Annotated in this window: 20 protein-coding genes and 1 pseudogene; 8 read left to right on the top strand and 13 right to left on the bottom strand. The window is 61.5% G+C overall.

Annotation, left to right across the window (positions count from 1 at the left end; all coding sequences use genetic code 11):
* Positions 1-41 precede the first annotated feature (41 nt).
* Both ACL9RJ_RS05185 and ACL9RJ_RS05180 read right to left on the bottom strand, forming a co-directional pair.
* The gene (locus ACL9RJ_RS05185) at positions 42-2,177 is read right to left on the bottom strand and encodes a hypothetical protein (RefSeq protein WP_177129227.1); all 2,136 of its coding nucleotides are present in this window, start codon (positions 2,175-2,177) and stop codon (positions 42-44) included.
* Position 2,178: 1 nt separating this feature from the next.
* Positions 2,179-2,682, bottom strand: coding sequence for a hypothetical protein (locus ACL9RJ_RS05180; RefSeq protein ID WP_177086862.1), 504 nt, complete (start codon positions 2,680-2,682; stop codon positions 2,179-2,181).
* Positions 2,683-3,078: 396 nt separating this feature from the next.
* Between ACL9RJ_RS05180 and ACL9RJ_RS05175 the strand changes: the two genes are divergently transcribed.
* Together ACL9RJ_RS05175 and ACL9RJ_RS05170 are read left to right on the top strand one after the other, a co-directional pair.
* Positions 3,079-3,678: a hypothetical protein gene (locus ACL9RJ_RS05175; protein ID WP_177058848.1), complete on the top strand. Its 600-nt coding sequence runs from the start codon at positions 3,079-3,081 to the stop codon at positions 3,676-3,678.
* A 330-nt stretch (positions 3,679-4,008) separates the two neighbouring features.
* The gene (locus ACL9RJ_RS05170; RefSeq protein WP_017124693.1) at positions 4,009-4,629 is read left to right on the top strand and encodes a LysE family translocator; all 621 of its coding nucleotides are present in this window, start codon (positions 4,009-4,011) and stop codon (positions 4,627-4,629) included.
* A gap of 50 nt (positions 4,630-4,679) precedes the next feature.
* Here the strand turns inward: ACL9RJ_RS05170 and ACL9RJ_RS05165 are convergent, their stop codons facing one another.
* The 3 genes from ACL9RJ_RS05165 to ACL9RJ_RS05155 all read right to left on the bottom strand — a co-directional run bounded on the left by ACL9RJ_RS05165 (position 4,680) and on the right by ACL9RJ_RS05155 (position 6,658).
* Positions 4,680-5,051, bottom strand: coding sequence for a VOC family protein (locus tag ACL9RJ_RS05165; RefSeq protein ID WP_422764973.1), 372 nt, complete (start codon positions 5,049-5,051; stop codon positions 4,680-4,682).
* 105 nt (positions 5,052-5,156) lie between these two features.
* On the bottom strand, positions 5,157-5,846 hold the full coding sequence (locus tag ACL9RJ_RS05160) for a helix-turn-helix transcriptional regulator (protein WP_177058852.1): 690 nt from the start codon (positions 5,844-5,846) through the stop codon (positions 5,157-5,159).
* A gap of 74 nt (positions 5,847-5,920) precedes the next feature.
* On the bottom strand, positions 5,921-6,658 hold the full coding sequence (locus ACL9RJ_RS05155) for an SDR family oxidoreductase (RefSeq protein ID WP_177119091.1): 738 nt from the start codon (positions 6,656-6,658) through the stop codon (positions 5,921-5,923).
* A 99-nt stretch (positions 6,659-6,757) separates the two neighbouring features.
* Between ACL9RJ_RS05155 and ACL9RJ_RS05150 the strand changes: the two genes are divergently transcribed.
* Entirely contained in the window at positions 6,758-7,720 is a 963-nt protein-coding gene (locus ACL9RJ_RS05150; protein WP_422764972.1) for an AraC family transcriptional regulator, read from the top strand.
* Here ACL9RJ_RS05150 and ACL9RJ_RS05145 read toward each other — a convergent pair.
* Together ACL9RJ_RS05145 and ACL9RJ_RS05140 are read right to left on the bottom strand one after the other, a co-directional pair.
* The gene (locus tag ACL9RJ_RS05145) at positions 7,605-8,855 is read right to left on the bottom strand and encodes an MFS transporter (RefSeq protein WP_422764971.1); all 1,251 of its coding nucleotides are present in this window, start codon (positions 8,853-8,855) and stop codon (positions 7,605-7,607) included. The two genes, ACL9RJ_RS05150 and ACL9RJ_RS05145, sit on opposite strands and share 116 nt — an antisense overlap.
* A gap of 42 nt (positions 8,856-8,897) precedes the next feature.
* Entirely contained in the window at positions 8,898-10,079 is a 1,182-nt protein-coding gene (locus ACL9RJ_RS05140; RefSeq protein ID WP_177129235.1) for an MFS transporter, read from the bottom strand.
* Positions 10,080-10,174: 95 nt separating this feature from the next.
* On the opposite strand from ACL9RJ_RS05140, the gene ACL9RJ_RS05135 reads away from it, so the two are divergent.
* The 3 genes and pseudogenes from ACL9RJ_RS05135 (at position 10,175) to ACL9RJ_RS05125 (ending at position 12,878) form a co-directional block, all read left to right on the top strand.
* Entirely contained in the window at positions 10,175-11,077 is a 903-nt protein-coding gene (locus ACL9RJ_RS05135) for a LysR family transcriptional regulator (protein WP_177129237.1), read from the top strand.
* A 124-nt stretch (positions 11,078-11,201) separates the two neighbouring features.
* A pseudogene (locus ACL9RJ_RS05130) lies at positions 11,202-12,020 on the top strand (cache domain-containing protein); the annotation flags it as partial.
* A gap of 15 nt (positions 12,021-12,035) precedes the next feature.
* Positions 12,036-12,878 (top strand): methyl-accepting chemotaxis protein, encoded by an 843-nt coding sequence (locus ACL9RJ_RS05125; protein ID WP_370590978.1) that lies wholly within the window; start codon positions 12,036-12,038, stop codon positions 12,876-12,878.
* 27 nt (positions 12,879-12,905) lie between these two features.
* Here the strand turns inward: ACL9RJ_RS05125 and ACL9RJ_RS05120 are convergent, their stop codons facing one another.
* A complete protein-coding gene (locus tag ACL9RJ_RS05120; RefSeq protein ID WP_177086850.1) occupies positions 12,906-13,859 on the bottom strand; it encodes a sensor domain-containing diguanylate cyclase in 954 nt (317 codons plus the stop codon).
* Positions 13,860-13,862: 3 nt separating this feature from the next.
* On the bottom strand, positions 13,863-14,861 hold the full coding sequence (locus ACL9RJ_RS05115; protein ID WP_083875285.1) for a response regulator: 999 nt from the start codon (positions 14,859-14,861) through the stop codon (positions 13,863-13,865).
* Positions 14,862-15,170: 309 nt separating this feature from the next.
* Between ACL9RJ_RS05115 and ACL9RJ_RS05110 the strand changes: the two genes are divergently transcribed.
* A complete protein-coding gene (locus tag ACL9RJ_RS05110; RefSeq protein ID WP_422764969.1) occupies positions 15,171-17,000 on the top strand; it encodes a serine hydrolase domain-containing protein in 1,830 nt (609 codons plus the stop codon).
* Between the two features lie 164 nt (positions 17,001-17,164).
* Here the strand turns inward: ACL9RJ_RS05110 and ACL9RJ_RS05105 are convergent, their stop codons facing one another.
* Complete coding sequence (locus ACL9RJ_RS05105; protein ID WP_177086846.1) at positions 17,165-18,460, bottom strand: ATP-binding protein; 1,296 nt, start codon at positions 18,458-18,460, stop codon at positions 17,165-17,167.
* Positions 18,461-19,168 (bottom strand): response regulator, encoded by a 708-nt coding sequence (locus ACL9RJ_RS05100; RefSeq protein ID WP_177129241.1) that lies wholly within the window; start codon positions 19,166-19,168, stop codon positions 18,461-18,463. It lies immediately after the preceding gene.
* Positions 19,169-19,538: 370 nt separating this feature from the next.
* On the opposite strand from ACL9RJ_RS05100, the gene ACL9RJ_RS05095 reads away from it, so the two are divergent.
* Positions 19,539-19,979, top strand: coding sequence for a GNAT family N-acetyltransferase (locus ACL9RJ_RS05095; protein ID WP_422764968.1), 441 nt, complete (start codon positions 19,539-19,541; stop codon positions 19,977-19,979).
* Positions 19,980-19,998: 19 nt separating this feature from the next.
* Here the strand turns inward: ACL9RJ_RS05095 and ACL9RJ_RS05090 are convergent, their stop codons facing one another.
* A complete protein-coding gene (locus tag ACL9RJ_RS05090; RefSeq protein ID WP_422764967.1) occupies positions 19,999-20,721 on the bottom strand; it encodes a transporter substrate-binding domain-containing protein in 723 nt (240 codons plus the stop codon).
* Between the two features lies 1 nt (position 20,722).
* The gene (gene acnA / locus ACL9RJ_RS05085; RefSeq protein ID WP_422764966.1) at positions 20,723-23,374 is read right to left on the bottom strand and encodes an aconitate hydratase AcnA; all 2,652 of its coding nucleotides are present in this window, start codon (positions 23,372-23,374) and stop codon (positions 20,723-20,725) included.
* Between the last annotated feature and the right edge of the window lie 7 nt (positions 23,375-23,381).

Genomic DNA, 23,381 nt, shown 5'->3' with positions numbered 1-23,381 from the left:
ACCGCTTCTGATGGAAACCGGCCCTGAGATCAGCAATGAAGCTACGCACCTTCCTTAGTTAGCTGATCTACGATCGCCAAAGTCTCTGGAGACTTAAAGTCGAGTAGTTCAATGGGGCGCTTAATTCTCATCAGCGCGGCTGGCCTACCATGCATAGGCTTACCTTTCTTGACTTCCATTCGACCATGCTCAAGTAGAACACTTTTAACATGAGGCCAGTGCTCATCACGGAGCATGAATGATCCCTCGTCATCGTCTCCGTCTCGGAGGTAGCAATATCTTACCGATCTACGAGCAACTTTCTCCAATAGATAAACCGCAGGATGCTCTCTGAGTTTTCCTATGTCTGTATCGGCAAAGTGATTACGAATGAACGCATCAATTTCACTTGGTTCTCTTTCAGTGCGAGGATTCTCTCCTCGAATCTCTAGCGCGTCCACGCTCGGTACGCTACTGCCGAACATGGTGAATTCATTAACTACGAGAGTTCCAATCTTGACTTTCTCAAAAGTCACATTGGAAACATCGCTCCCGCAAATATCTAGTCGGCTTATTGTGACATCTTGAAGTGCGCCGCTTGGAGAGCCGCCCGCGAAGGTTGCATCATTTACTACAAGGTAATCGATTCGATCAGTAAGGCCCATGGCAAAACTCAGCAGCACCATTGCACCACCGTTTGAAGCTAGACCATCGTTGGATGAATCCCCATTGATTGTCGCATATAGATAGTCCATTGCATTTTTTGCTATTTGTTCTGCTCGAGTGAAAACCTCCGCGAAAACTTCAAGATGCTCCGCACTTAGAATAGTTCTTCGAAGCACGCCAGGAATGGATTTTTTAGCTAGTTGCGCTACTAGCGCATTCCCTAGAAAGTAATATTGCACCTCAGTATGAGGAAATTTCCTTTTATCCTTGATATCAGAAGTCTCTAGAAGAGAAATACTACCGGCCTTGTGCGTAAGTTTTCGGCGGGAATTATCGTCTAGCAACTCACCGAAGCAATAGTCTGTCAGGAAGGCCAGATGGTCTATTTCAATTAAATTATTCTCCCTTGTGGCCATTTCTAACGCGACCTCTTCAAAGAGAGCGTTTAGGTTTGGCGCAATATCCTCGCTATTCAAATTCCCGAAAGTCTTTGAAAGTATTTTGGATTCGCGCTCAATGAGATTGTTTACTAGGAATGAGCGAAAGCCTTCCGAGCTCACGTTTGACCACCCACCGGCATCCCTCAAAACACTGAGAAAAAAGGGACGCAAGGCGTAGCTGTTACTCGAAAATATATCAGCTGTTATTTCCTGACCTAGGTCAGTAGGCTTCCACTTAGAGTTCGATAGGTATTTAATTGCAGTTTCAATTGTTGCAAGTTTTATGTGTGCAAGTTTTAGATCAATAGCACCTTTGTTTTCGGCACTAATTCGAGATATCAGTTCCTGCTCATCGAGAAAAGTGTCTCGCGCAGCAAGTATTACCTTGCCAGAATCACCAATTTCCTCAATGAAATCCTTTAGAGCGCGCCAAGAGTCCTCATACCCATCAGCATCCACAAGTTCGTCAAATCCATCAATTGCCGCGATCAACAAGCCGTGCCTAACAAGCATAGGTACGTGTGCCCCCGTGAAGGACGCACCCATGTCTTGAGTAGTAGCTGCAAGGACGTCTTTGAAGTTAGACAGACGGCGACCGCTGCTCGATATGATAATTACTGGAGGACTGAGATTATCCGAGAGGAATTTATTGTATTGTGCTTTTGCCAACTCAGTAATTTGGAAAGTTTTACCTACTCCCGCCGGACCGTCTAGCAAAACCAATGTTACCTTGCCATCTGTAATTTTTATACTACTATCAAGGTCTTTTGCAAGTATGTCATTTCCGCCATAGCTTATCTCTGACTCAATTACTGGCTTCTCTTTCGTTTGAGAAAAGAACCTTTTTTGGGTTTCCGCAAATCTTTTTATATCCGAAAACTCACTTGAGGCAATAAGTGTCTTAATGTCTTTGTATTCGGCTTTTTTATGCTTCGCTGAGATCCTACCTGTTTCTACGTCGAGATCAAAAATCAGCTCTCTACCGTTCCGAATTAATATGATTCTTTTTTTTCCGGCCACAGGCTTCTGAGCGATCTCAGTGAACGGATCGCAGAACAACTTAATGTCTTCGATTGCTTGTGCTATGCTCATTTCAAATCCTATGAATTATTCCATCTGTACTTAAATGCTTATTGTCGTGGTCACGCGTGATCCGAAATACGTAAGTTGGCAACCCCCAGGCTTCAGCGACAAATACACCTGGCAAAAGATCGTCATCATCACCTACTACTATGGCCAAGGTGGTAGGTCTTTCATTTCGTCTGAAGCTACCACTTTCAGAGCGACAGAAGCTTAGGAGATCGGAAACTAAAGCTGTGTCCACCATCTTCTGACTTGAAGACCCAGGGTTGCTTCGGTCCGGCCGCAAAGTATCAAAAATTGGGCTTCGAGTTCCTCTGCATATAAGCTCATTGCCAAACTCTATATCTGGCAGATAGGAAATTCTGTTTCTGGATACGGCCTTTAATTGAGTTCTAAGTTGATCCCATACAACCTTGTCAGCAGAAGGTGACTTACCTCTATGCCAGCCATGATAGATCCTAGACTTTAATATTTTAATAGTTGACTTAGGCTCAATCTCCGCCAGCTTGCTCATTATTCTATCTTGCAATTCTGTGAATGCTTGTTTAGTGCAAGAAAACCTTAAGGGCAATGGCATATCACTGCTTGGCCTTATTCGCGTAACTCGAGAGGCCGAGTCCCAGTCGATGAATAAATTTGCTGTTATCACTCGTCTACATCCTTGATATCGTGATTTTTTTAGAGTGAAGTCAGATCGCAGCTTTTGCATTTCTGGACTCAAAACATGGCCAAACGCTATCAAATCCACAGGCAATAGTCTATGGGAAGCCTCTCCAGCAATCTGGAGGGGTCTAAAATTGAACTTGGAGTCTGCTTCAGACAGATAGCAGCCACCCAGCAGGAAATGGCGCCAGGCAGCAGTAGCTGCTACACCTTGGGACTGACTTGACCGCCATCAGGAGCGCGCGCCATGCCCAAGAGCTTTACGCAAATGGTCGAAAGCAGCGCAGGAGCGCTGTTGTTCACGTCTTCCCAGGACACCATTGCCACGTTTCTCGGTGGTCCCATGATGAACTATGAAGGCGTGTGCGCGGCGCTGGTGATGATGTGGTTTGCCCAGAACACGGCCAAGACCGATCCAGCGAAAGGCATCGTCAACAAAGCCAAGGCCTTGAACCTGCAGAACAAGATGGAAGCCGGCTGGGCAGGTCTGGCAACCGTCGAAACACAGGCGAAAGTGACTGTCGGCCAGCATTTCTGGTATCGCTCGACAACAAAGCACGAGTACACATCAAAAAAATACGGTGCCGACCTGAAATTGCAATTCGATCCGCTGAACAAGCGCGAGAGCATGAGTATTTTTGTGATCTATTTTCCGTCGGGGGCGGCACATGCCATCGGCGTATGGCGTTTCCCTACTGGCGCCATGGCTCTGTACGACCCGAATGAAGGCGCCTGTGCCATCGGCAAGGACAATTTCCGCGAGTTCCTGAATACCTTCCTGACCGAGCTTTACGACACCACCAATGGTTATGCGATCTGCGCGTTCTACAGCGATCCCAAGCCATGACCGGGTGACACAGACAGGCGAGCTGAAGGGGGTCGGAACAACCTTTATGCCTCTGCGATGTGACGCAGAGCGTCACGGCTGCATTACCACGCAGAGCGTGGGAACGATCGAACGGAGGGGGCAGAGATAAACCGTCGAGCACCCGCCCAACCGATGGCCCTGTGACCTTGCACTGCAACCAAACGCGCAGCCGCCCTGGAATATCGACACTGAACCGTACACCTGAGCAGTAAGTTTCAGGTACAGATGGGGAAAGCCTGCGACGCACTGGTATCCGGCCAGGACTTGACGTTATTGTCGGTTTTTCCGACTTTCGATCTGGAGCCTGCCATGGACCTGTCGACCCTGATCCTGTTTATCCCGGCGTGTTTCGCCCTGAACATGGCCCCCGGCCCGAACAACCTGTTGTCGGTCAGCAACTCGACCCGTTATGGCTTTCGCACTTCATGCCTGGCCGGCCTCGGGCGCTTGCTGGCCTTCGGGGGAATGATCGCCCTGGCCTCGGCGGGCCTGGCGGTGGTACTGCAGACTTCCGAGTTGCTGTTCTACGGCATCAAGATCCTCGGCGCGGCCTATCTGATCTACCTCGCCATCCAGCTCTGGCGCGCCAACCCCGAGGCCGAAGCCAAGGCGGCTGGCGCACCGGCCAGCCTGCCCGCCCTCGCCCGCCAGGAATTTCTGGTCGCGGCGGGAAATCCGAAAGCCATCCTGATCTTCACCGCCTTCCTGCCGCAGTTCGTCGACCCGACCCAGAGTGTCTCGTCGCAATTCGCGGTACTGGGCGCCTTGTTCCTGGCGCTGGAATGGATCGCCATCAGCGCCTACGCCTATATGGGCGTGCATATGCGCCGCTGGTTCGCCGAGCCCAAGGGCAAACGCCTGTTCAATCGCGGTTGCGCGGTGCTGTTGTCGGGGGCGGCTTCGGTGCTGCTGATGGCGCGGCGGGCCTGAGCCTCGCCACACCATCAGGTCCAAGGCAAGCGTGAGCCAGGAGTGCTTGATCAGTTGCCGGATGGCGCAAACACACGCAGGCGATGGCCATCGGGATCGAGAACGACAAAGGTATAACCGAAGTCCATCTCTGTCGGTGTTTGCAGAACACCCAGCCCACGGGCAACCCAGGCTTGACAGGTCGAATCGACGATAGCGTTGTCCTCGACGGAGAACGCGACTTCCCCCGCGACACCCACCTCGGCCACCCGAGGTTCCACCGTATGCCGGGACCAGAGCCCCAACATAAACCCCGAGTCCAGTGCGAACAAGGCGAAGGTCGGCGATTGCTCCACCGGTGCACGCCCCAGCAACTCGGCATAAAAACGCGCGCTGGTTTCCGGGCTATCGACATACAGGATAATGAAGTTTGGCTTGATCATTGAAGTGGCTCTGAACGGTGGAGTAAGAAGTAAACTGTCAGCACGATGTCTGCCAGTGCCTCCATCCTACGTATGCCACTACCAATTTCTGTCAGCAGTGATCAGCTACTGCGGAGCGATCCCCTCCTGGAGCCGCCAGGCCTTCAACAGTGCCTGGCGCCGGCGGGGATACCGCTCCTCGGCAACCGTGAAAGCGACAATCCGGTCGGTGCGAAAATGCCGAAAACCGCCCCGCAGCTCACACCAGGCCACCATCACCCGGGCTTCATCGAAGTACCCCAGGGCAAACGGCCAGACCGTCCGGGCAGATTCCTCGCCCTTCAGGTCCTTGTAGACCACCAGGGTTTTCAGCTCGGCCCGGATCGCCTTACGAATCAGGGGCTGGACGATGTCCGTCGACAACAGCGAAGCACTCGGCCCCACCAGCAGGGCGGACGCATCGAGCTCGTCCCTCAGGCCCGCCGGCAGCACCGCTGAAATCTTGTCCAGGGCATTGCGTGCCGCGTGGCCCAGATGCTCGTCGGCACGTCCCGCCACCCAGCGCGCGCCCAGCACCAGGGCCTCGATCTCATCTTCGGAGAACATCAACGGCGGCAGCATGAATCCGGGGCGAAGCACATAGCCCAGCCCCGCGGCGCCCTCGATGGTCGCGCCCTGCTCCTTCAAGGTGCCGATATCCCTGTAGAGCGTGCGCAGGTTGATGCCCAGCTCACTGGCCAGCGCCGCCCCGGCGACAGGAAAACGGTGACGACGCAGGATCTGCAGCAAGGCCAGGAGACGTTGGGAGCGGGACATGGGGAAACGTTCGGGAAGGTAATGCCCGGCAGGATTCCACATCAGGGGGACCACCGCAATCGCCAGCGCGGCTCTCAACCCGCCAGGGCCACGGCATCCGCTCCCGCCGCAAAATGCAGCTGGCCGGTGGTATCCGTCGCGGCGCGCCATACCCCTTCGGCCACGTCCAGCTCGGTGGTCCGCGCCGACGACTGGGCGAGGGAGGCAAAGACGGCCTGGGCGAACGGCGCGTAAGCCGGGGGGATCAGCCCGTCCATGCGCGCGCTGCCATTGCTGGTGAAACGGGTAGTCGGCGCATAGCCTGGCTCGACCAGCTTCACCGCGACATCGAATGCCTCCAGTTCATGGGCCAGCGACGCGGTGAACCCTTCGATCGCCATCTTGCTGGCGGTATACACGGCCACCAGCGGCATCGGCGCCAGCGTCGCGCTGGAGGTCACATTGACGATCACTCCGCAACGGCGGCCACGCATGTGCGGCAGCACCGCCTGGGTCATCGCCATCACGCCAAAGGTGTTGGTCTCGAACACTTCCCGCGTCGTCGCCATCGGCGTCACCTCGAAAGCACCGAACAGGCCGATGCCGGCATTGTTGACCAGGACATCGAGGGACCCGCTCGCCTCAAGCACGGCGGCAATGCTCTCGGGCTGCGTGACGTCGAGCGCCAGGACCCGCAGGCGCTCCGAAACGGGCAGCAGGTCCTCGCGCGGCATGCGCATGGTCGCGATCACGTTCCAGCCCTGGGCGTGGAAATAGCGCGCGGTTTCAAGGCCGTAGCCGGAGGAGCAGCCGGTGATAAGCACGGTTTTCATGAAAAGAGATCCGGGTAGTTTCAAGAGTGGCAACGATAGCGACGAGAGGCCGGACGCTCTACAATCGAAAGTCCTTATTTGTTTTGCAATCGTCCAAAAATGAACGATCCACTCTCCGAGATCATCACTCTGCTCCGCCCCCGCGCCGTCTTCTCCAAAGGCATCAGCGGGGCCGGGGCCTGGGGCGTGCGCTATTGCGCCTTCGGCCAGCCAGGGTTTTGTGTCGTCCTCGAAGGCAGTTGCCTGCTCGCGGTCGACCAGCAACCGGTCCTCACCCTCCAGTCAGGCGACTTCGTGCTCCTGCCGGCGACACCCGGCTTTACCCTGTCGGGTTTCGAACCGGTCACCCCCGAATGCCTGGACCCCAACGCGGCAGCAACTCCCACGGGCGAGGTTCGCCACGGCCGGCAGGACGGCGCCGCCGATGTGCGCCTGCTCGGTGGCTACTTCCTGTTCGATTCGCCCGATGCCGACCTGCTGGTCTCGCTGCTGCCCGCGCAGATCCATGTGCGTGGTGTCGAACGCCTGTCGCTGCTGACCGAGCTCGTCGCCGAAGAAGCGAGTCAATGGCGCGCAGGCCGCGACCTGGTGCTGACGCATCTGGTGGAGATGCTGCTGATCGAAGCCCTGCGCTCGACCTCGGGCGACGACTCGCCTCCCGGACTGCTGCGCGGCCTCGCGGACAGCCATATCGCCCTGGCAATGCGACAGATGCATGGCGACCCCGCACGCGCCTGGACCATGGTGCAACTGGCGAAGGTGACCGCCTTGTCACGCTCCGCGTTCTTTGAGCGCTTCACCCGCACCGTCGGCATGCCACCGATGGAGTACCTGGTGGCCTGGCGCATGGCGGTGGCGAAAAACCTGCTGGGCCGCGGTGATATCGGCATGGCGCAAATCGCCGAACGGGTCGGCTACAGCTCGGCCAGTACCTTCAGTACCGCCTTCAGCCGGCATGTGGGCCTGCCTCCGGGTCGTTATCTGCGAGGGCAGCCCGGTCCAGTCCCCGCTGCACCGCCCAGGACAACGGCAAGGTCAGCAACAGGATCGCCGCCAGGGTGATCACCGCCACGGCAATTCCGCTGGCGTCCCCCAGCCGGCCAAACAGCACCGGCGCCAGCGCCCCACCTCCGATGGTGCCGGTGTAGAACAGGGCGAACGCCTGCTCGCGCCGGCCCGGCCCCGACACCTCAGGCACCACGCCATAGAGCACCGAGGAGGTGCCGTTCAGGGCCAGCCCCAACAACGGCAACATCAGCATCAGGCCGGCCAGTGGCAGGTATACCGCCAGGATGATCAGCAGCGCCGTGGCCGACTCGGTCAGCCAGACCGTCTTCACCATGCCGATACGCGCCCCCAGGTAACCGCACAGCAACTTGCCGAAGGCACCGCCGACGAACAGCAGCGCCAGCGCCACGCCGATGCCTGCCGTCCCAGCGCCCTTGCTGGTCAGCAGGAAGGGCAGGAAAGTGAGAAAGCCCATCCTTGCCGCACTGTCCAGCAGACCGGTCGCCAGCAATGCGCGCAGACCGCTGACGGAACCGCTGCCGGTGGCCCGCCGAGCCTGTTTCTCCTGCGTCGCCGGCTCGACCCGCGCGGGAATCAACCACCACAGCAAGCCGGCAGCGGCCAGGCCGAGCAGCCCGATCAGCGTGGTGCTGGCTCGCCAGCTGACGACTGTCAGCAGCAGGCCGATCAGCGCCGGGATCAGCATCTTGCCGATATCGCCGGCGAAGTTGTATTGCGACAAGGCTTGCTTGACACCCCCACCCGCCTCATGGGTATCGCTGACCATCGAGGACGCCAGCGGATGCTGGGTACTGGCGCCCAGTCCGCCCAGCATCAAGGCCAACAGCAGGACCGCCAGTCCGCCGGCCTGCCCCGCCAGCACGTAGGCCACACCCGCTAACGCCGTCCCGCCCACCAGCAGGCGTTCACGGCCCCAGCGCAGGGCAGCGCGGCTCGCCAGCAACTGGAACCCGGCCATCATCCCCGAGTAGGCGCCACGCAACAGCCCGACCTGGGCGTAGCTCATGCCGAACTGCAACTGCCAGATCGGCAGCAGCACATAGATCACATCGGTCAGGCCGTCATGTACCGCATGGGCAGTACAGGCCGCCCACAGCGAGCGACGGCGCGAGGGGGTGTCGGCAGGTCGGGATTGAGCCTGGAAAACCTTATCGTTCGTGGTGTTCATTATCGGCGACGTCAGTCAGTGGGGTTGAAGAACAAGCCGGACTCAGCCGAGCCCGACGACCGAAGCCGCGTTCCGGGGTGGTTTCCAGCCGACCAGGGCGATCAGCAACGACAGCAGTTGAAAGCCGACGATCAGCGCCACGCAGCCCGGCCAGCCCCATGGGTTCCAGACCAGCGCCGGCACGATGGCGCCGCAGCTGCCGCCCAGGTAGTAACCGGTCAGGTACAGGCCGACCGCGCCGGCCTTGTCATGGCGGGCGGTGGACGTGATAAAGGCATTGGCGGCCGCCTGGGCGAGAAACACCCCGGTGGAACTCAGGGCCAGGCCCGGCACGATCAGCCACAACGAAGGCAACAGCGTCAGCGCCGAACCGCTGACCCCGAGCACCGCCGCGCCCACCAGCAATTCCGATTGCGGGCGGGACTTGCTCAGGCGCCCGGCGACGGGGATCACCACCAGCGCCAGCAGGAACACCATGTAGATCGTCCCCAGCGCCGCGCTGCCCAGTTCGAAGGGCGGCTGGCCGAGGTACAAGCCGGCGTAGGTGAAGGTCGCCACCTGCGAAAACAGCACACAGAAACCGACGCCATAGGCCGCCAGCAAAGGCTTGCTGCGCAGCTCGCGCAGGGCCAGCAGACGGTTGCGCACCACCGGCGCCAGCGATCGCGGATTGGCCGGCAGCAGACAATGAATGGCCAGGGCAACCAACAGGCTGATCCCCGCCAGCAACTCGAAGCCTTCGCGCCAGCCCACATATTCGCTCATCACCCCGGTGACAAAACGCCCGGCAAAACCGCCCAGCACGGTGCCGGCGACATACAGGCTGGTGACTTCGGTGACCATGCCGCCACGCCAGCGCTCGCCGATATAGGCCACGCTGGTGGCGAACACCAGGGGAATCAACATCCCCTCGATAAACCGCCAGGCCAGCAACTCGCCGAGACTGTGGGCACGGGCCGCGAACCAGGCCGGCACACACAGCAGCAAGGCCGCGACGACAATCACCAGGCGTTGCTCGAAGCGACCCGCCAGGCGGCTGACAAAGGGCGCAGTGATCGCCACCGCCAGCGTGGTCACGGTGATGCTCCAGCCGGCCTGGCGGGCACTGACCTGGAAATCCGCGGCAAACACCTGAAGGATGCTCTGGGTCGCGTACAAGTGGAGAAAGGCCGCGCAACCGCAAAGAAACAGCGCAACGCGGGCGGACAATTGGCGCGAATTCATCGAAGCTCTCGTTTTATACCGTGAGGACTTTATAAGATAGGCAGCTCACCGAAGACCAATACCGAATTCGGACCGATCAATACCCAAGGACCCGGATGCTCGATCTACGTAGATTGCGTTACTTCCTGACCGTCGCCGAAGAGCTGCATTTCGGTCGCGCGGCGCTGCGCCTGCATCTCGCCCAGCCGCCGCTGACCCGGCAGATCTCCGCGCTGGAGAGCGAACTGGGGTTTCGTCTGTTCGACCGCACCAGCCGCACGGTGACGCTCACGCCCCAGGGCCGGCACTTCCTGCCCTACGCCCGCGCCGCGCTGGAGCAGATCGACCTCGCCGAGGTGATTGCCGGCAAGCTGGCCACGGGTCTGGCCGGCCAACTGGCCCTCGGCTACGCCAGCTCGATTGCCCTGTCGGATATCTTCAGCCAGGCCATCCAGGTGTTTGCCCAGCGCTTTCCGGACGTGCAATTGACCTTGCTCGAAGGCTCTTCCGGCGGCCAGTGGTCGCAGATCGCCGATGGCCGCCTGGATATCGGCATGAGCCGCAAGCAACCGCCAGACGGCCAGGGCGGGCTGCAATCGCTGTCCCTCGGCGACGAACCGCTGGTGGCCGCCCTGCCCAGCGACAACCCGCTGGCCGGCCAGGCCGAAGTCAGCCTGGAACAGCTCGGCGCCTACCCGCTGATCCTGTTTCCGGCCGATTACGGCTCGGGCCTCAACGGCACCATCGAGCAGCTCTACCAACGCCATGACGTGCCCTTGCGACCGGGCCCGGCCGGACGCCAGATCACCTCGATCATCGCCCTGGTGGCCGCTGGCCAGGGCGTCGCGCTGGTACCCGCCTGTGCCCAGGCCCTGGCGAAAAAAGGCGTGACCTACCGCCCGCTGGCCGACTCTGGAGCCTGCGCCCCGCTGCTGGTGCTGACACGGGCGCAAGGTCGCAGCCTGCTGGTGGAAGCCTTCATGGGGGTGATCGATGAGCTGCTGGCGGACCGCTCGTAACCGGGCCAAGCCTGCGGCCAGTACCGGCATCGCTGAAAAAAACGACGGGCAGACCTGAACAATCGCGCCTGCGGGTCGATACAGGAAAAACACAATAAGATTCCTCTCCGACCCGGGACTTCCCATGAAGTGGAAAATACGCAACAAGGTTCTGCTGCTGGCCGTCATTCCTGCCCTTTTGCTGGCCTTGATCATTCAGTTGCTGGCTTTTTCCGAGCAGCAGGCCATGGGCGAACGAAGCATCGAGGAGACGCGCCAGACCCTGCTCAAGACCCGCAAGGACGAGTTGGTGCACTACCTCGATCTGGCCTACAGCACCATCAAGCCACTCTATGACGGGGCCGACGCCATGGCTCCGGCCACCCAGGAGGAAGCCAAGCGGCGCCTGCGCGAACTGCACTACGGACAGGACGGTTATTTCTTCGGCTACAGCGACAAGGGCGACCGGATTTTCCTGGCCGGCAAGGACGAGGGGAAAAACTTCTGGGACCTGAAGGACAGCCACGGCACCTACCTGATCCGCGAACTGATCGGCGCCGCCAAACGAGGCGGCGATTTCGTGACCTATTACTATCCCAAGCCCGGCAATGACAGCACCGCCTACCCCAAGCTGTCCTACAGCATCTACCTGGAGAAATGGAACTGGACCGTCGGCGCCGGCTTTTATGTCGACGGCCTTGACGCCCTGATCGCCGAACAGACGCAACACCAGCAGCAGACCATGGAGGCGCTGCGCTGGAAACAATGGGGCATCATGCTGGTGTTGCTGATCGTGCTGAGCATGGTCGCCGCCTATGTGGCCCGTTCCATTGTCAGGCCACTCGGACTGCTGACGCGTAGCCTGCAGGACCTGGCCAGCGAAGACGGCGACCTGACCCGCCAGTTGCCCGTGGATGGCAACCAGGAAACCGCCGATCTCGCCAGCGCCTTCAACCAGTTCGCGGGCAAGATCCGCCATATGGTGCTCGACCTGGCCCGCTGCGCCCAGCAATTGCAGGAGCGCAACGAGCAGCTCAAGCAGAGCGCCCAGCATGCCTCCGACGCGTTGACACGCCAGACCCGCGATGCCGAGCAGGTCACCCACGCCATGGAGCAGATGGCCCTGGCCACCCATAACGTGGCGGAGTCGGCACAAAGCGCGGCCCAGGCGACCCGCGATACCGATGAGCAGGCCCAGGCCATGCAGACCAACGTGAACGACACCGTCAATGCCATCGGCGGCCTGGCCCGGGATATCGAAAAAGCAGCCCAGGATATCCGGACCCTGGGCAGCGACGTGGAGTCCATCGGTTCCATCCTCGATGTGATCCGTGGCATTGCCGAGCAGACCAATCTGCTGGCCCTCAACGCCGCCATCGAGGCCGCCCGCGCGGGCGAACAGGGCCGCGGTTTTGCCGTGGTGGCCGATGAGGTCCGCTCGCTGGCCCAGCGCACCCAGCAAAGCACCCAGGAAATCCAGGGCAAGATCAGCCAACTGCAACAGGGCGCCCGGGCAGCGGTCAGCACCATGCAGAGCAGTCTCGATGGCAGCGAAGTGGCGGTGACCAAGGTCAACGGCACCGGCCAGATCCTGGCTCAGGTGAGCAACGCGGTATCCGAGATCAATGGCATGAACAACCAGATTGCAACCGCCGCGGAAGAACAGTCGAGTATCGGTGCGGAGGTCAACCAGAGCCTGTCGCAGATCAGCCAGCACATCAACGACACCCAGGCCCTCACCACCCGCAACAATCAGATGTGCGTCGAGCTGGATCAGTTGTCGCGGGAATTGGGGCTACTGGTCAAGCGCTTCCGGGTCTGACGATCCGGGCGCGCGCCTGGCACCTGACTATTCGTACACCGTCACGCAATTGCGCCCGGACTTCTTCGACGTGTACAGCGCCTGGTCCGCCCAGGCGATCAGGTCAGCGTGGGTGACCGACGGGCGACTCAGGTCGGCCACGCCCAGGCTGATGGTGAAGCGGATAACCTGCCCTTCGTGCAGCACTTCCAGCGCTTCGACCGCCTTGCGCAGGCGTTCGGCAAAGAACCGGCCACCGGCCTTGTCGGTGTCCGACAGCACCACGCCAAACTCTTCGCCGCCATAACGCCCGGCCACGTCGCTGTCACGGACATGCTCGCGGACCAGCTGGGCCACCTGCTCGATCACCTTGTCACCGGCCTGGTGCCCGTAGGTGTCGTTGACCCGCTTGAAGTGGTCGATATCGAACATCACCAGGCTGGTGGGATTGCCATGCCGCTGGTGCCGGGCATGGGCGACCTTCAGGCTTTCTTCCCAGTGCCCACGGTTGTACAGGCCGGTCAGGCGGTCGGTGCTCGACAGGGTCTGCAGTTGCGCATTGGCGGCCTGGAGCTGGTGGCGGTTGGTCGCCACGTCGGTCACGTCGTAGATCACCAGGCAGATATGGCGGATTTCGCTGTCGGTGGAGCGCAACGGCAGCAACGTGGTGTTCTGGTACATGAAATCTTCCAGACCGGTGATCGGCTGGTAGCTCTTGAACCGCACCAGGTAAGGCCGCTGCTCCCAGATGGTGAACGCCGGGGTGCCCAGGGTCGCGACACTTTCCACCTTGCGGCTGAACCATTCGCGGTCGACATCGGGAAACAGATCGAAGAAGGACTGGTTGTTCGCGTCCTTGGGCTGCACCCCGGAGCGGTTCTCCATGAAGGTGTTCCAGACCTGCACGCAGTAGTCGCGATCGAGTACCACCACACCGACATCGATGCTCTGGACGATCGCCAGCAACCAGTGGAACTCGTTCAGATCGATGTGATCGTTCATGGCTCAGTTCATCAGGTAGGCGAGTTTATGGGTCAACCGCTCGATCGAATCTTCCGTGAACAGCAACAGCAGGTCAAAGTGGATATCGTGCCCTTCCAGGCTGTAGCTGATCTCCACCGCCAGGGTCTTTTTCCAGCGCTGCCCGTTGACCCGGATCAGCTCGTCGATGGCCGCGTGCTGCCCGAGGATCTGCGGGTGGCCCTGGGAAAACACCACGTCGATCTGCTCGGCGATGCTGCTCAGGCAGGCGCCGATCAGCACGCTCGACAGGTCCAGCAGCATCTCCAGGTCCGAGTACTCGGGCCCCTGGCGCTTCATCAGCTCGGCCATGTCGGCGATTTCCGAGTCATGGAACATCAGCAGCGCTTCGCCGGCAATGCCGCTGCCGATAAAACCCTGGCAGATGGCGGTGAGCTGCTGGCAACTGCCGGCATCCATCAACGCCATGTGCAACTCGCCGACTTCGAGGATATTCACATTGGGCACCGGCAGTTGCACGAATACCCCGAGGACCTTGGCAATCAACGCGGCGGCACGGCCGATGGCGACGTTGACCGTTTCGCGAAAGGCGTCGCGAAAACTGATTTCCACGCTCGGTGCCTGGCGCGGTGCGGCCAGGGCCTGGCCCGGCGCGCCCAACAGGCCCAACTCGCCCAGGGTATGGCGCAACTCGCTTTCGTCGAAGGGCTTCTTCAGGAAAGCCAGGGCGCCCAGGGCCCGGACCCGACGTACCGCTTCTTCCTGGACATCCCCGGAAATCACGATGACCTGGGCGGTCAGTCCTTCGGCGCGCATGGCAGCCAGGACCTGGTAACCGTCCATTTCCGGCATGGTCAGGTCAAGCAGCACCACCTGCCCCAACCCCTGGCGTATCGCCTCCAGCCCCTGGCGGCCGTCACTGGCCTCGGTGATCGACACCGACCAGTCCGCCGGCAGCGCGCGCAGCACCTGCTTGCGCGCCATGCTGGAGTCGTCACAGACAAGTAGGGGAATCACTGACACAGGCCGGTGCTCATCGTATGGAATATCAGGGAAAAGATTAGTGGCATGATGCCATAACTTTCATAAAAGACGTGTATGCCCGCGGTTTTATTGAGAACCACGTCCAATAATCCATCAGCCTATACGCAACCGGACGTAAGGGTATGGCTTAGATCAACAGACATGACACCTGCCCGGGCAGGACTGACTGGACAGTCGAGGCCTTGCCAGCCACTTAACACTCTTTGACAGTTTCCCGACAAAGCACTCAAAGACCGCCACCGCCCCCGGCCCTAGGATGGGATTATTCTCATTGCTTCCGGGTGTCCCATGCTCCGCTCGCTCCGCACGCTTCCCCTGATCAGCTTCCTGTTGGGCAGCATGGGGTGCAACGGCCAGCCACCGGCGCCGACACCGATCCTGGAAAAGGGTGACTACAGCAGCATCATCCGTTACCTGCAGACGCAGATCCCCGAGGAAATGGCCGAGCGCAAGGTCCCGGGGCTGTCCATTGCCCTGGTCGCCGGCCAGGAGCTGATCTGGGCCCGGGGCTTCGGTTATGCCGACAAGGAAGACGGCGTGCGGGTCACCGATCACACCGCGTTTCGCGCCGGCTCCCTCTCCAAATTGCTGACCGCCACGGCGGCCCTGCAACTGGTCGAACAGCGCCGGCTGAGCCTGGATGCGCCGCTGCAGGACACCCTCAAGGAGTTCTACGTCCGCTCGCGCTTTCACGAACGCCAGCAGGACGCGGACAAGGCCGTGACCCTGCGCCGCCTGCTCAGCCATCAGTCCGGCCTGCCCGGAGAATACCTGCGCGACCTGCGCACGCCGTCGGCCCTCGACCAGTTGCCGCAACGGGTCTCGGGCCTCTGGCTGAGCAACCCGCCCGGCCGCCAGGTGGCCTACTCGAGCCTCGGTTATGCCCTGGCGGGTGCCGCTATCGAACGCAGCAGCGGCGAAAGCTTCGAGAACCAGTTGCAGAAAACCCTGCTCAAGCCGCTGGAAATGACCCAGTCGAGCTTTATCGGCGATGGCGACCGCCAGCCGTTCCGGGCCCAGGGTTATCAAAACGGCTCGCCGCGACCCGACACGGAAATCCGCGACCTCTCCGCCGGCGGCCTCTGGGCCAGTCCCCGCGATCTGAGCCACTACGTGCAGATGCTGTTCGCCGACGGCACCTACAAGGGCCGACGGATCCTGGAGGCGCAATCGGTGCAGGAAATGTTCCGCCAGCAAAACCGTGGCAACGCCCTGGACTTCGACTGCCAGATGGGCCTCGGCTGGTTCCTCGCACCCTGCGGCGACGAGCCGGTCGGTCCCGGCGTACGCACGTTCCAGCACAGCGGCGCCAGCGGCGATTTCGTCGCGCAGATCAGCCTGCTGCCCGACCAGCAACTGGCCGTGATCGTCATGGCCAATTCCGACACCAGCAGCGAACTGGTCGCCTCCCTGACCACCCGCTCGCTGCGCATGATGCTCCAGGCCCATGCCGGGCAAAGCGCCTGCACCGAAGCCTGCGAGGAGGAAGCGACGGTGGCCGCCGGCACTCGTACGGTCCCCAGCGATATCGACCGGCAACGGCTGGAGGGATTCTATGCCACGCCGTCCGGGGTCCTGCGGATCCGGCAGGAACGCCAGCGGTTGTACGCCGACCTGGCCGGCAACCGCTTCGAGTTGCTGCGCGATGAACAGGGCTGGCTGCGCGCCGAGAAAAAACTGCTGGGTTTCTGGCCGGTGGACCTCGGCGAACTCGGCCGCCTGCAGATGGATGTCACCACGGTCCAGGGCCGGCAGATCCTCACCGCCCGCAGCCACGGGCAATTGATGCCCCTCGGCGAGCGCATCGAGCCGGTGCCCCTGCCCAGGGGCTGGCTGAACACCGTGGGCGAGTACCAGGTGATCAATTCCGACGAGCCCGAGGCAGCCCTGAGCGGCGTGAGTATCCGGGTCGAGGACGGCTTCCTGCTGCTGCGCGGGCGGATCAACGAGCAGGAACTGACGGAGTTCATCCTCACCCCCATCGACAACGCCCACGCGGTCCTGGCCGGCAACGGCCTGGGCCTGGGCGACACCGTCAGCCGCCAGGTGCTGGGCATCAGCGCCCTGGGCTACCGCTTCAAACGTGCTTCCGAATCCTCTCCCAGCCTGATTTTCTGATATCGGTGGCGCGATTGATGGGCCCGCTGGCCCCTACCTTCCGGACGCGCTCACCGTAGGAGCCGGCTTGCTGGCGATAGCGGCCGATCAGACGATGCAAGGCTTACTGGCCTCATCGCCGGCAAGCCGGCTCCTACGGGGTTGCGATGTTGTCGAAGCGACCGTCAGCGAGCCTGTTCCACATGCATCCAGGTCAGGCGGAACGAGGCTCCACCCCACTGCGAATCCCGCACCTCGACGTGGCCGCCATGCCATTGCGAAACCCGCCGCACCAGCGCCAGCCCGAGGCCGAAGCCGCCGGTGCGACGGTCGCGACTGGCATCCAGGCGCAGGAACGGCTCGAAGATCTTCAACCGGCCCTCCGCCGGCACACCGGGGCCGTCGTCACAGACCAGCACCTGGTAATGGTCTTCATGACGCGTCAACGATACCTGCACCCGCCCTTCGGCATAACGAATGGCATTGCGCAGCAGGTTGATCACCGCCCGGGCCATGAAACGCGGCTCGATGCACACGCTCTCGACTTCGCAGGCGGCAATGGTCAGTTGCACGCCGGCGGCCTCCGCTTCCAGGGCCACGCTGCCCACCACGCTGTCGAGCCAGCTGTGGGCCTCGATGATCTCGCGGCGGTTCTCCCCGGCACCGTGTTCCAGGCTGGCGTAGGTCAGCAGTTCGGAAACCATGTCCTCCAGCTCGCCCAGGTCGGCGTGCATGTCGCTGATCAGTTCGCCACTGACCTGCGGATCGATATGCTGGCGCAGTTGGTCCAGCTCGAACGACAACCGCGCAATGGGCGTGCGCAGCTCATGGGACACCGCGTTGGTCAGCTCGCGCTGGTTGTCGATCAGGCCCTCGATACGCGCGGCCATCTGGTTGAAATGCTCGGCCAGTTCGTAGATGTTCGAACGCCGGGGCAGATGCAGCCGCGCGCTCAGGTCATTGTTGCCGAAACGCTGGGCTGCCAGGCGCAGCCGTTCCAGGTCGCGCCAGTGCGGACGCACCCAGAAGAACAGCACGATCCCCACCAGGACCCCGAGCATCAGGTAGGCCGCGATGGTATAGGGCACCGTCATGCTCGGTTCGGGCGGCAGCTTGATACTCAGCAGTTGCGGGCCGTCGTCGATCCGCGTGATGTACTCGGTGAACTGCTCGCGGACCACCAGCTGGTTGCTGGCCAGCAGTTTCTTCTCCCGCTCGGTGAGATCCAGGGTATCGGTCTCCACCAGGCTCAGGCTCAGCCCGTAATGCGGCTTCCACTCCAGCAATTGCCGCTCGCGACCGGCCTTGTCGAGAGGCCGCAGGTCCTTGACCAGAGCATAGGCCTGGCCCCGCACCGACTCACGGTTGAGGGCCTCGGTCGGGCCGTTGAGCAACTCGGTGAAGACGTAGTTGACCGTATAGATAGCGCCACCGAAACCCAGCGCCAGGAAAATGTACAGACGCAGGAACAGGCGCAGCATCTACAACTCCCAACCGAACGGATTGAACAGGTAGCCCTTGCCCCAGATGGTCTTGATGCACACCGGTTCGCGGGGATTGTCATGCAACTTGTTGCGCAGCTTGCTGACATAGACATCGACGCTGCGGTTCAGGCCATCGAAGGCAATGCCCCGAATCCGGTTGAGAATGTCATCGCGGGAAAGGATTTCCCCGGCGGCATTGGCCAGCAGCCAGAGCAGTTCGAACTCCATGGTGGTCAGTTCGATCAGCTCGCCGGCCAGGCGTACTTCGCGGCAACTGCGGTCGATGCTCAGGCGTCCGAATTCGAGAGTGCCCCGCGCCGAGGCATCCGGCGTCTGCCGACGTTGCAAGGCACGCAACCGCGCCAGCAGCACGGGCGGCTTGATCGGCTTGATAACATAGTCGTCGGCCCCGGATTCCAGGCCCAGGATATGGTCGAGGTCATCTTCCTTGGCCGTGAGAATCACGATGGGGGTGTCGGCAATGGCGCGAATGTCCCGGCACACCTGCAAACCGCTCTGCCCCGGCAGCATCAGGTCGAGCACCACGATCCGTGGCTTGAACTCCTGGAAAGCCGCCAATGCCACATCGCCGCGATGTACCGTGCGTACGTCGAAACCGTGCTGGGACAGGAATTGCGCCACCAGGGCCGCAAGCTTGAGGTCATCTTCAACGAGCAACACTTTGCTCAATGCCGAACTTTCCATAAGTGACAATCTGCAGATATATAGAGTGCGCGCATTATAGACGCGCCAGGGTCGATAAACTCCAGTGTCAGCGCAAACAAATCGGCTATTAAAAAATGCAACTATACAAACTTTTACATTCTTTAATCTTTTTAACAGTTGCCGCTCAGTTATTAATAACTTTCAGCTTGCCGACGAGACTGTCGCGACTTGTCAAAGGGCCGGGGTCTTGTAAAAATCCACCTCCCTTCAATCAGGCAAACCCTGCTGTCGTGGCGTCCAGGCGTTGATTCGCGCGACGTTCGACCCCGTGGCGCCACCTCCTCCTGTCGAGCCTGCCCGTTGCGCGCACGCCGACTTCACAGACAAATACCTCGATGATTGAATGACCATGACTATTCGACAACGATGCCCTTCCGACAACCTTCCCCTCAGTGAACTCTGGCTGCGCTCGGTGCGCGCCACCCACACTTTCCTCGATGAAACGAATATCCAGGCGCTGTATCCGCAAGTGCGCGACCTGTACTTGCCGGCGGTGCAGGTCTGGGTCGAAGAGCAGCCCGACAAGAGCCTGGCCGGGTTTATCGGCGTCAACGACGACAAGGTCGAAATGCTCTTTATCGAGCCGGCCCTGCGTGGACGGGGCACCGGCACGCGCCTGCTCGATTTCGTGCGCGAGCGTTGCGGTCCGTTGACCGTCGATGTCAACGAGCAGAACCCCGAGGCCCATGGTTTCTATCGGCACTATGGCTTCAAGGATATCGGCCGTTCGCAGACCGATGGACAAGGGCAGCCCTTCCCGCTGATCCACATGGCGCTTGAGCCGAGCTAGCGAACGTCGCTCCCGCCCATCACCGCGGCGCTACCAGCTCGGCACTCTGTCCGCTGGCCAGTAGCGCCTCTGCCACCGCCCCGCTCGCCTTCTGCCGCTCGACAAAGGACCTGACGAACGCCGCTGCGGCCTGATGGGCCACCGGCACGGCCACCGCCTGGCGAATGGTCATGAAGTCGTCTTCCAGCAACCGCCAACGCTCATCGACCAAACCGCGCAGGTAGTCACGCACACCCGCCGCCGCGTCCAGCCCCCGCTCGATGAAAAGATCCACCGCACCTGCCGAGGTCGGCGCGCGCACCAGTTCGGCGTGCTGCACGGTGCGGCTCAGGTAGAGGTCATAGGCCGCGCCCTGGCCCACCGCGATCCGCCGCCCCGGAGCATCCAGTTGTGCCACCTCGGTGAACGGCGCGTCAGCCGCCACCAGGTAGGTACCCTTGATGATCACATAGGGTGCGCTGAAAGCGATCTCACGCTCGCGCACCGGTTCGATGGCGAGGAACGCCACACGCCAGGCGTCCTGCGCCAAGGCAGCGAAGACCTTGCCCGCCGCCTCGAAGCAGAGCGTCTCCAGGGTCACGCCGAGTTCTTCGGCCAGGGCCTCGGCCAGCCTCATGGAAACGCCACGGGGCCGGCCATCGTCGCCACGCTGGGCGAGCACCGGGTTGCCGTAGTTGATCGCGGCCCGCAAAACACCGTCGGGGGCCAGTTGTTGCAGTACCTGGGGGTCAATCGGCTGCACATCACACTCCTTGGCGAGTCCGCTTCACGGTTTTACGCACGACAAACGGCAATACACCACCGTGCTCAAGGTACCCAAGCTCCTGCAACGAGTCGAGGCGCAACAACAGTTCCGTGGAGCAAAGCGTACCGTCCGCACGCCGGATCGCCAGGGTGATCGGGTTCTCGCCCACACTCAGTTGATCGAGGCCCTCGAAGGTCAGGGCTTCGCTGCCGTCCAGGCGCAGGTCCATGGCCCCGGCGCCGCTCTTGAACACCAGCGGCAGCACGCCCATGCCGATCAGGTTGCTGCGGTGAATACGCTCGATGCTGCGCGCCACGACGACCTTGATACCCAGCAGGCTGAGCACCTTGGCCGCCCAGTCACGGCTGGAACCGGCGCCATAGTTGATCCCGGCCAGCAGTACCGTTGGCGTGCCACGGGCGATGTAACTCTGCGCCGCCTGGTACAGCGGCAGGTATTCGCTGCGGTCGGCATTCCACGCCCACACGCCCTGGCGCGCCGGCTGGCCGGTATCCAGCAGGTTGTTCAGGCGCGGATTGGTGAAAGCGCCACGCACCATCACCTCATGGTTGCTGCGCCGGGTCGAATACTGGTTGAGGTCCGCCAGGGCTTCGCCGCGCTCGCGCAACCAGTGGCCGGCCAGACTCTCGGCGGGGATGGTCCCGGCCGGCGAGATATGGTCGGTGGTGACATTGTCGCCCAGTACCACCAGGGCGCGGGCATTGGCGATGGACAGCGAGGCCGCGGGCTCGGCGCCGATTCCCGCCAGGTACTGCGGGCGACGCAGGTAGGTGGACTGCGGCTGCCAGGCGAACTGCACGCTGCCATCGGCTTCCAGGGCCTGCCAGTGATGGGTGCCCTGCCAGAGCAATTCCTGGCGCTGGCGGAACAGCGACGGCCGTACCACCCTGCTCACCAGCGCCGCCACCTCGGCCTCGTCCGGCATCAGCTCGTGCAGGTACACCGGCCGGCCGTCCCGATCCACGGCCAGTGGCTGGCTCGATACGTCGATATCGATGCTGCCGGCAATCGCATAGGCCACGCAGAGCGCCGGCGACGCCAGGTAGCCGGCAGGGACCCTGGGATTGACCCGGCCTTCGAAATTGCGGTTGCCCGAAAGCACCACCACGCCTTTCAGGCCCTGGTCGGCAAAGGCCTCCACATGGCTTTCCAGGCTGCCGGAGTTGCCGATGCAGGTCATGCAGCCGAAGCCCGCCAGTTCAAAACCGACCGCGGCGAAATCCCGTAGCAGGTCGGCGTCCTCCAGGTAATCGGCGACCACTCGCGAGCCGGGAGACAAGGATGTCTTGACCCAGGGTTTGCGCCCCACCCCTCGGGCCCGGGCATTGCGGGCCAGCAAGCCGGCCTGGATCATCTGCGCCGGGTTGGCGGTGTTGGTGCAACTGGTGATGGCCGACATCACCACCGCGCCATGGCCGATGGGCACATCGAACGACGGCTCGAAAAAGCGCTGCCCGGTATCGGTGGGGATCTGCTGGTGAAACGAGGCCGCCGCCGTCGCCAGGGACTGGCGCTGGTGCGGCTGGTGAGGGCCGGCGACGCTGGGCTCGACCGTGGCCAGGTCCAGCTCGATCAGCTCGTCGAACTGCGGCTCGGGATCGCTTTCCCGACGCCACAGCGACTGCGCCGCCATATACGCCGACACCTTGCTGAGCAGGGCGGTCGGGCGTGCGCTGAGGGTGAGATAGGACAGGGTTTCGTCATCGAACGGGAAAAACACCACGGTGGCGCCGTACTCCGGCGCCATATTGGCGACCGTGCCCCGTGCCGCCCAACTGAGGGACGCCAGGCCCGGCCCGGTGAACTCGACGAACTTGCCCACCATGCTGCGCCGGCGCAGCAACTCGGTCACGGTCAATGCCAGATCGGTGGCGCTGACGCCGGGGCGCAAGGCATTGCTGACCCGGATCCCCACCACCTGTGGATAGGGAATCGGCACCGGTTCGCCGAGCATCGCCGCCTGCCCTTCCAGGCCGCCGACGCCCCAGCCCAGCACACCGATGGCGTTGATCATCGGCGTGTGGCTGTCGGTGGCGACCATGCAGTCCGGGTGCAGCAGCACCTGGCCGTCGGCCATGCTCGACTCCCAGACCACCTGGGCAATCGACTCCATGTTCATCTGGTGAATGATCCCGGTGCCCGGCGGTATCACCTTGAAATTGTCCAGGCTGGCCTGGGCCCACTTGATAAACCGATAGCGCTCGCTGTTGCGACGGAAATCGATCGCCAGGTTGGCCTCCACCGCGCCGGCCTCGGCGTAGTGTTCGACGATCACCGAATGGTCGATGGTCAGCACCGCCGGAATCGACGGGTTCACCGCCCGCGGATCGCCACCCAACTCGGCCACCACGTCGCGCATGCCGGCAAAATCCGCCAGGGCCGGCAGGCAGGTGGTGTCATGGAACATCAGCCGATTGGGCTGGAACGGCACCTCGCAATCGGCACCGTTCCCCGTGGCCCGCGCCAGCACCCCGGGCAGCGCCGCCGGCGCGCAGCGGGCGATGTTTTCCAGGAGGATGCGCAGCGAATACGGCAACCGTGCCAGTTGCCCGGGCGTCAGCAACTTGTGCAGGTCGAGATAGGCGAAGCGTTGCTGATCAATGTCGAGGTGGCTGAGAAATTCGCTCATACGGGGA

Origin of the sequence: Pseudomonas sp. Mn2068 (genome assembly GCF_049319725.1) — a bacterium.
Lineage (GTDB): Bacteria > Pseudomonadota > Gammaproteobacteria > Pseudomonadales > Pseudomonadaceae > Aquipseudomonas > Aquipseudomonas gingeri.
This window is presented reverse-complemented; position numbering and strand designations above follow the sequence as displayed.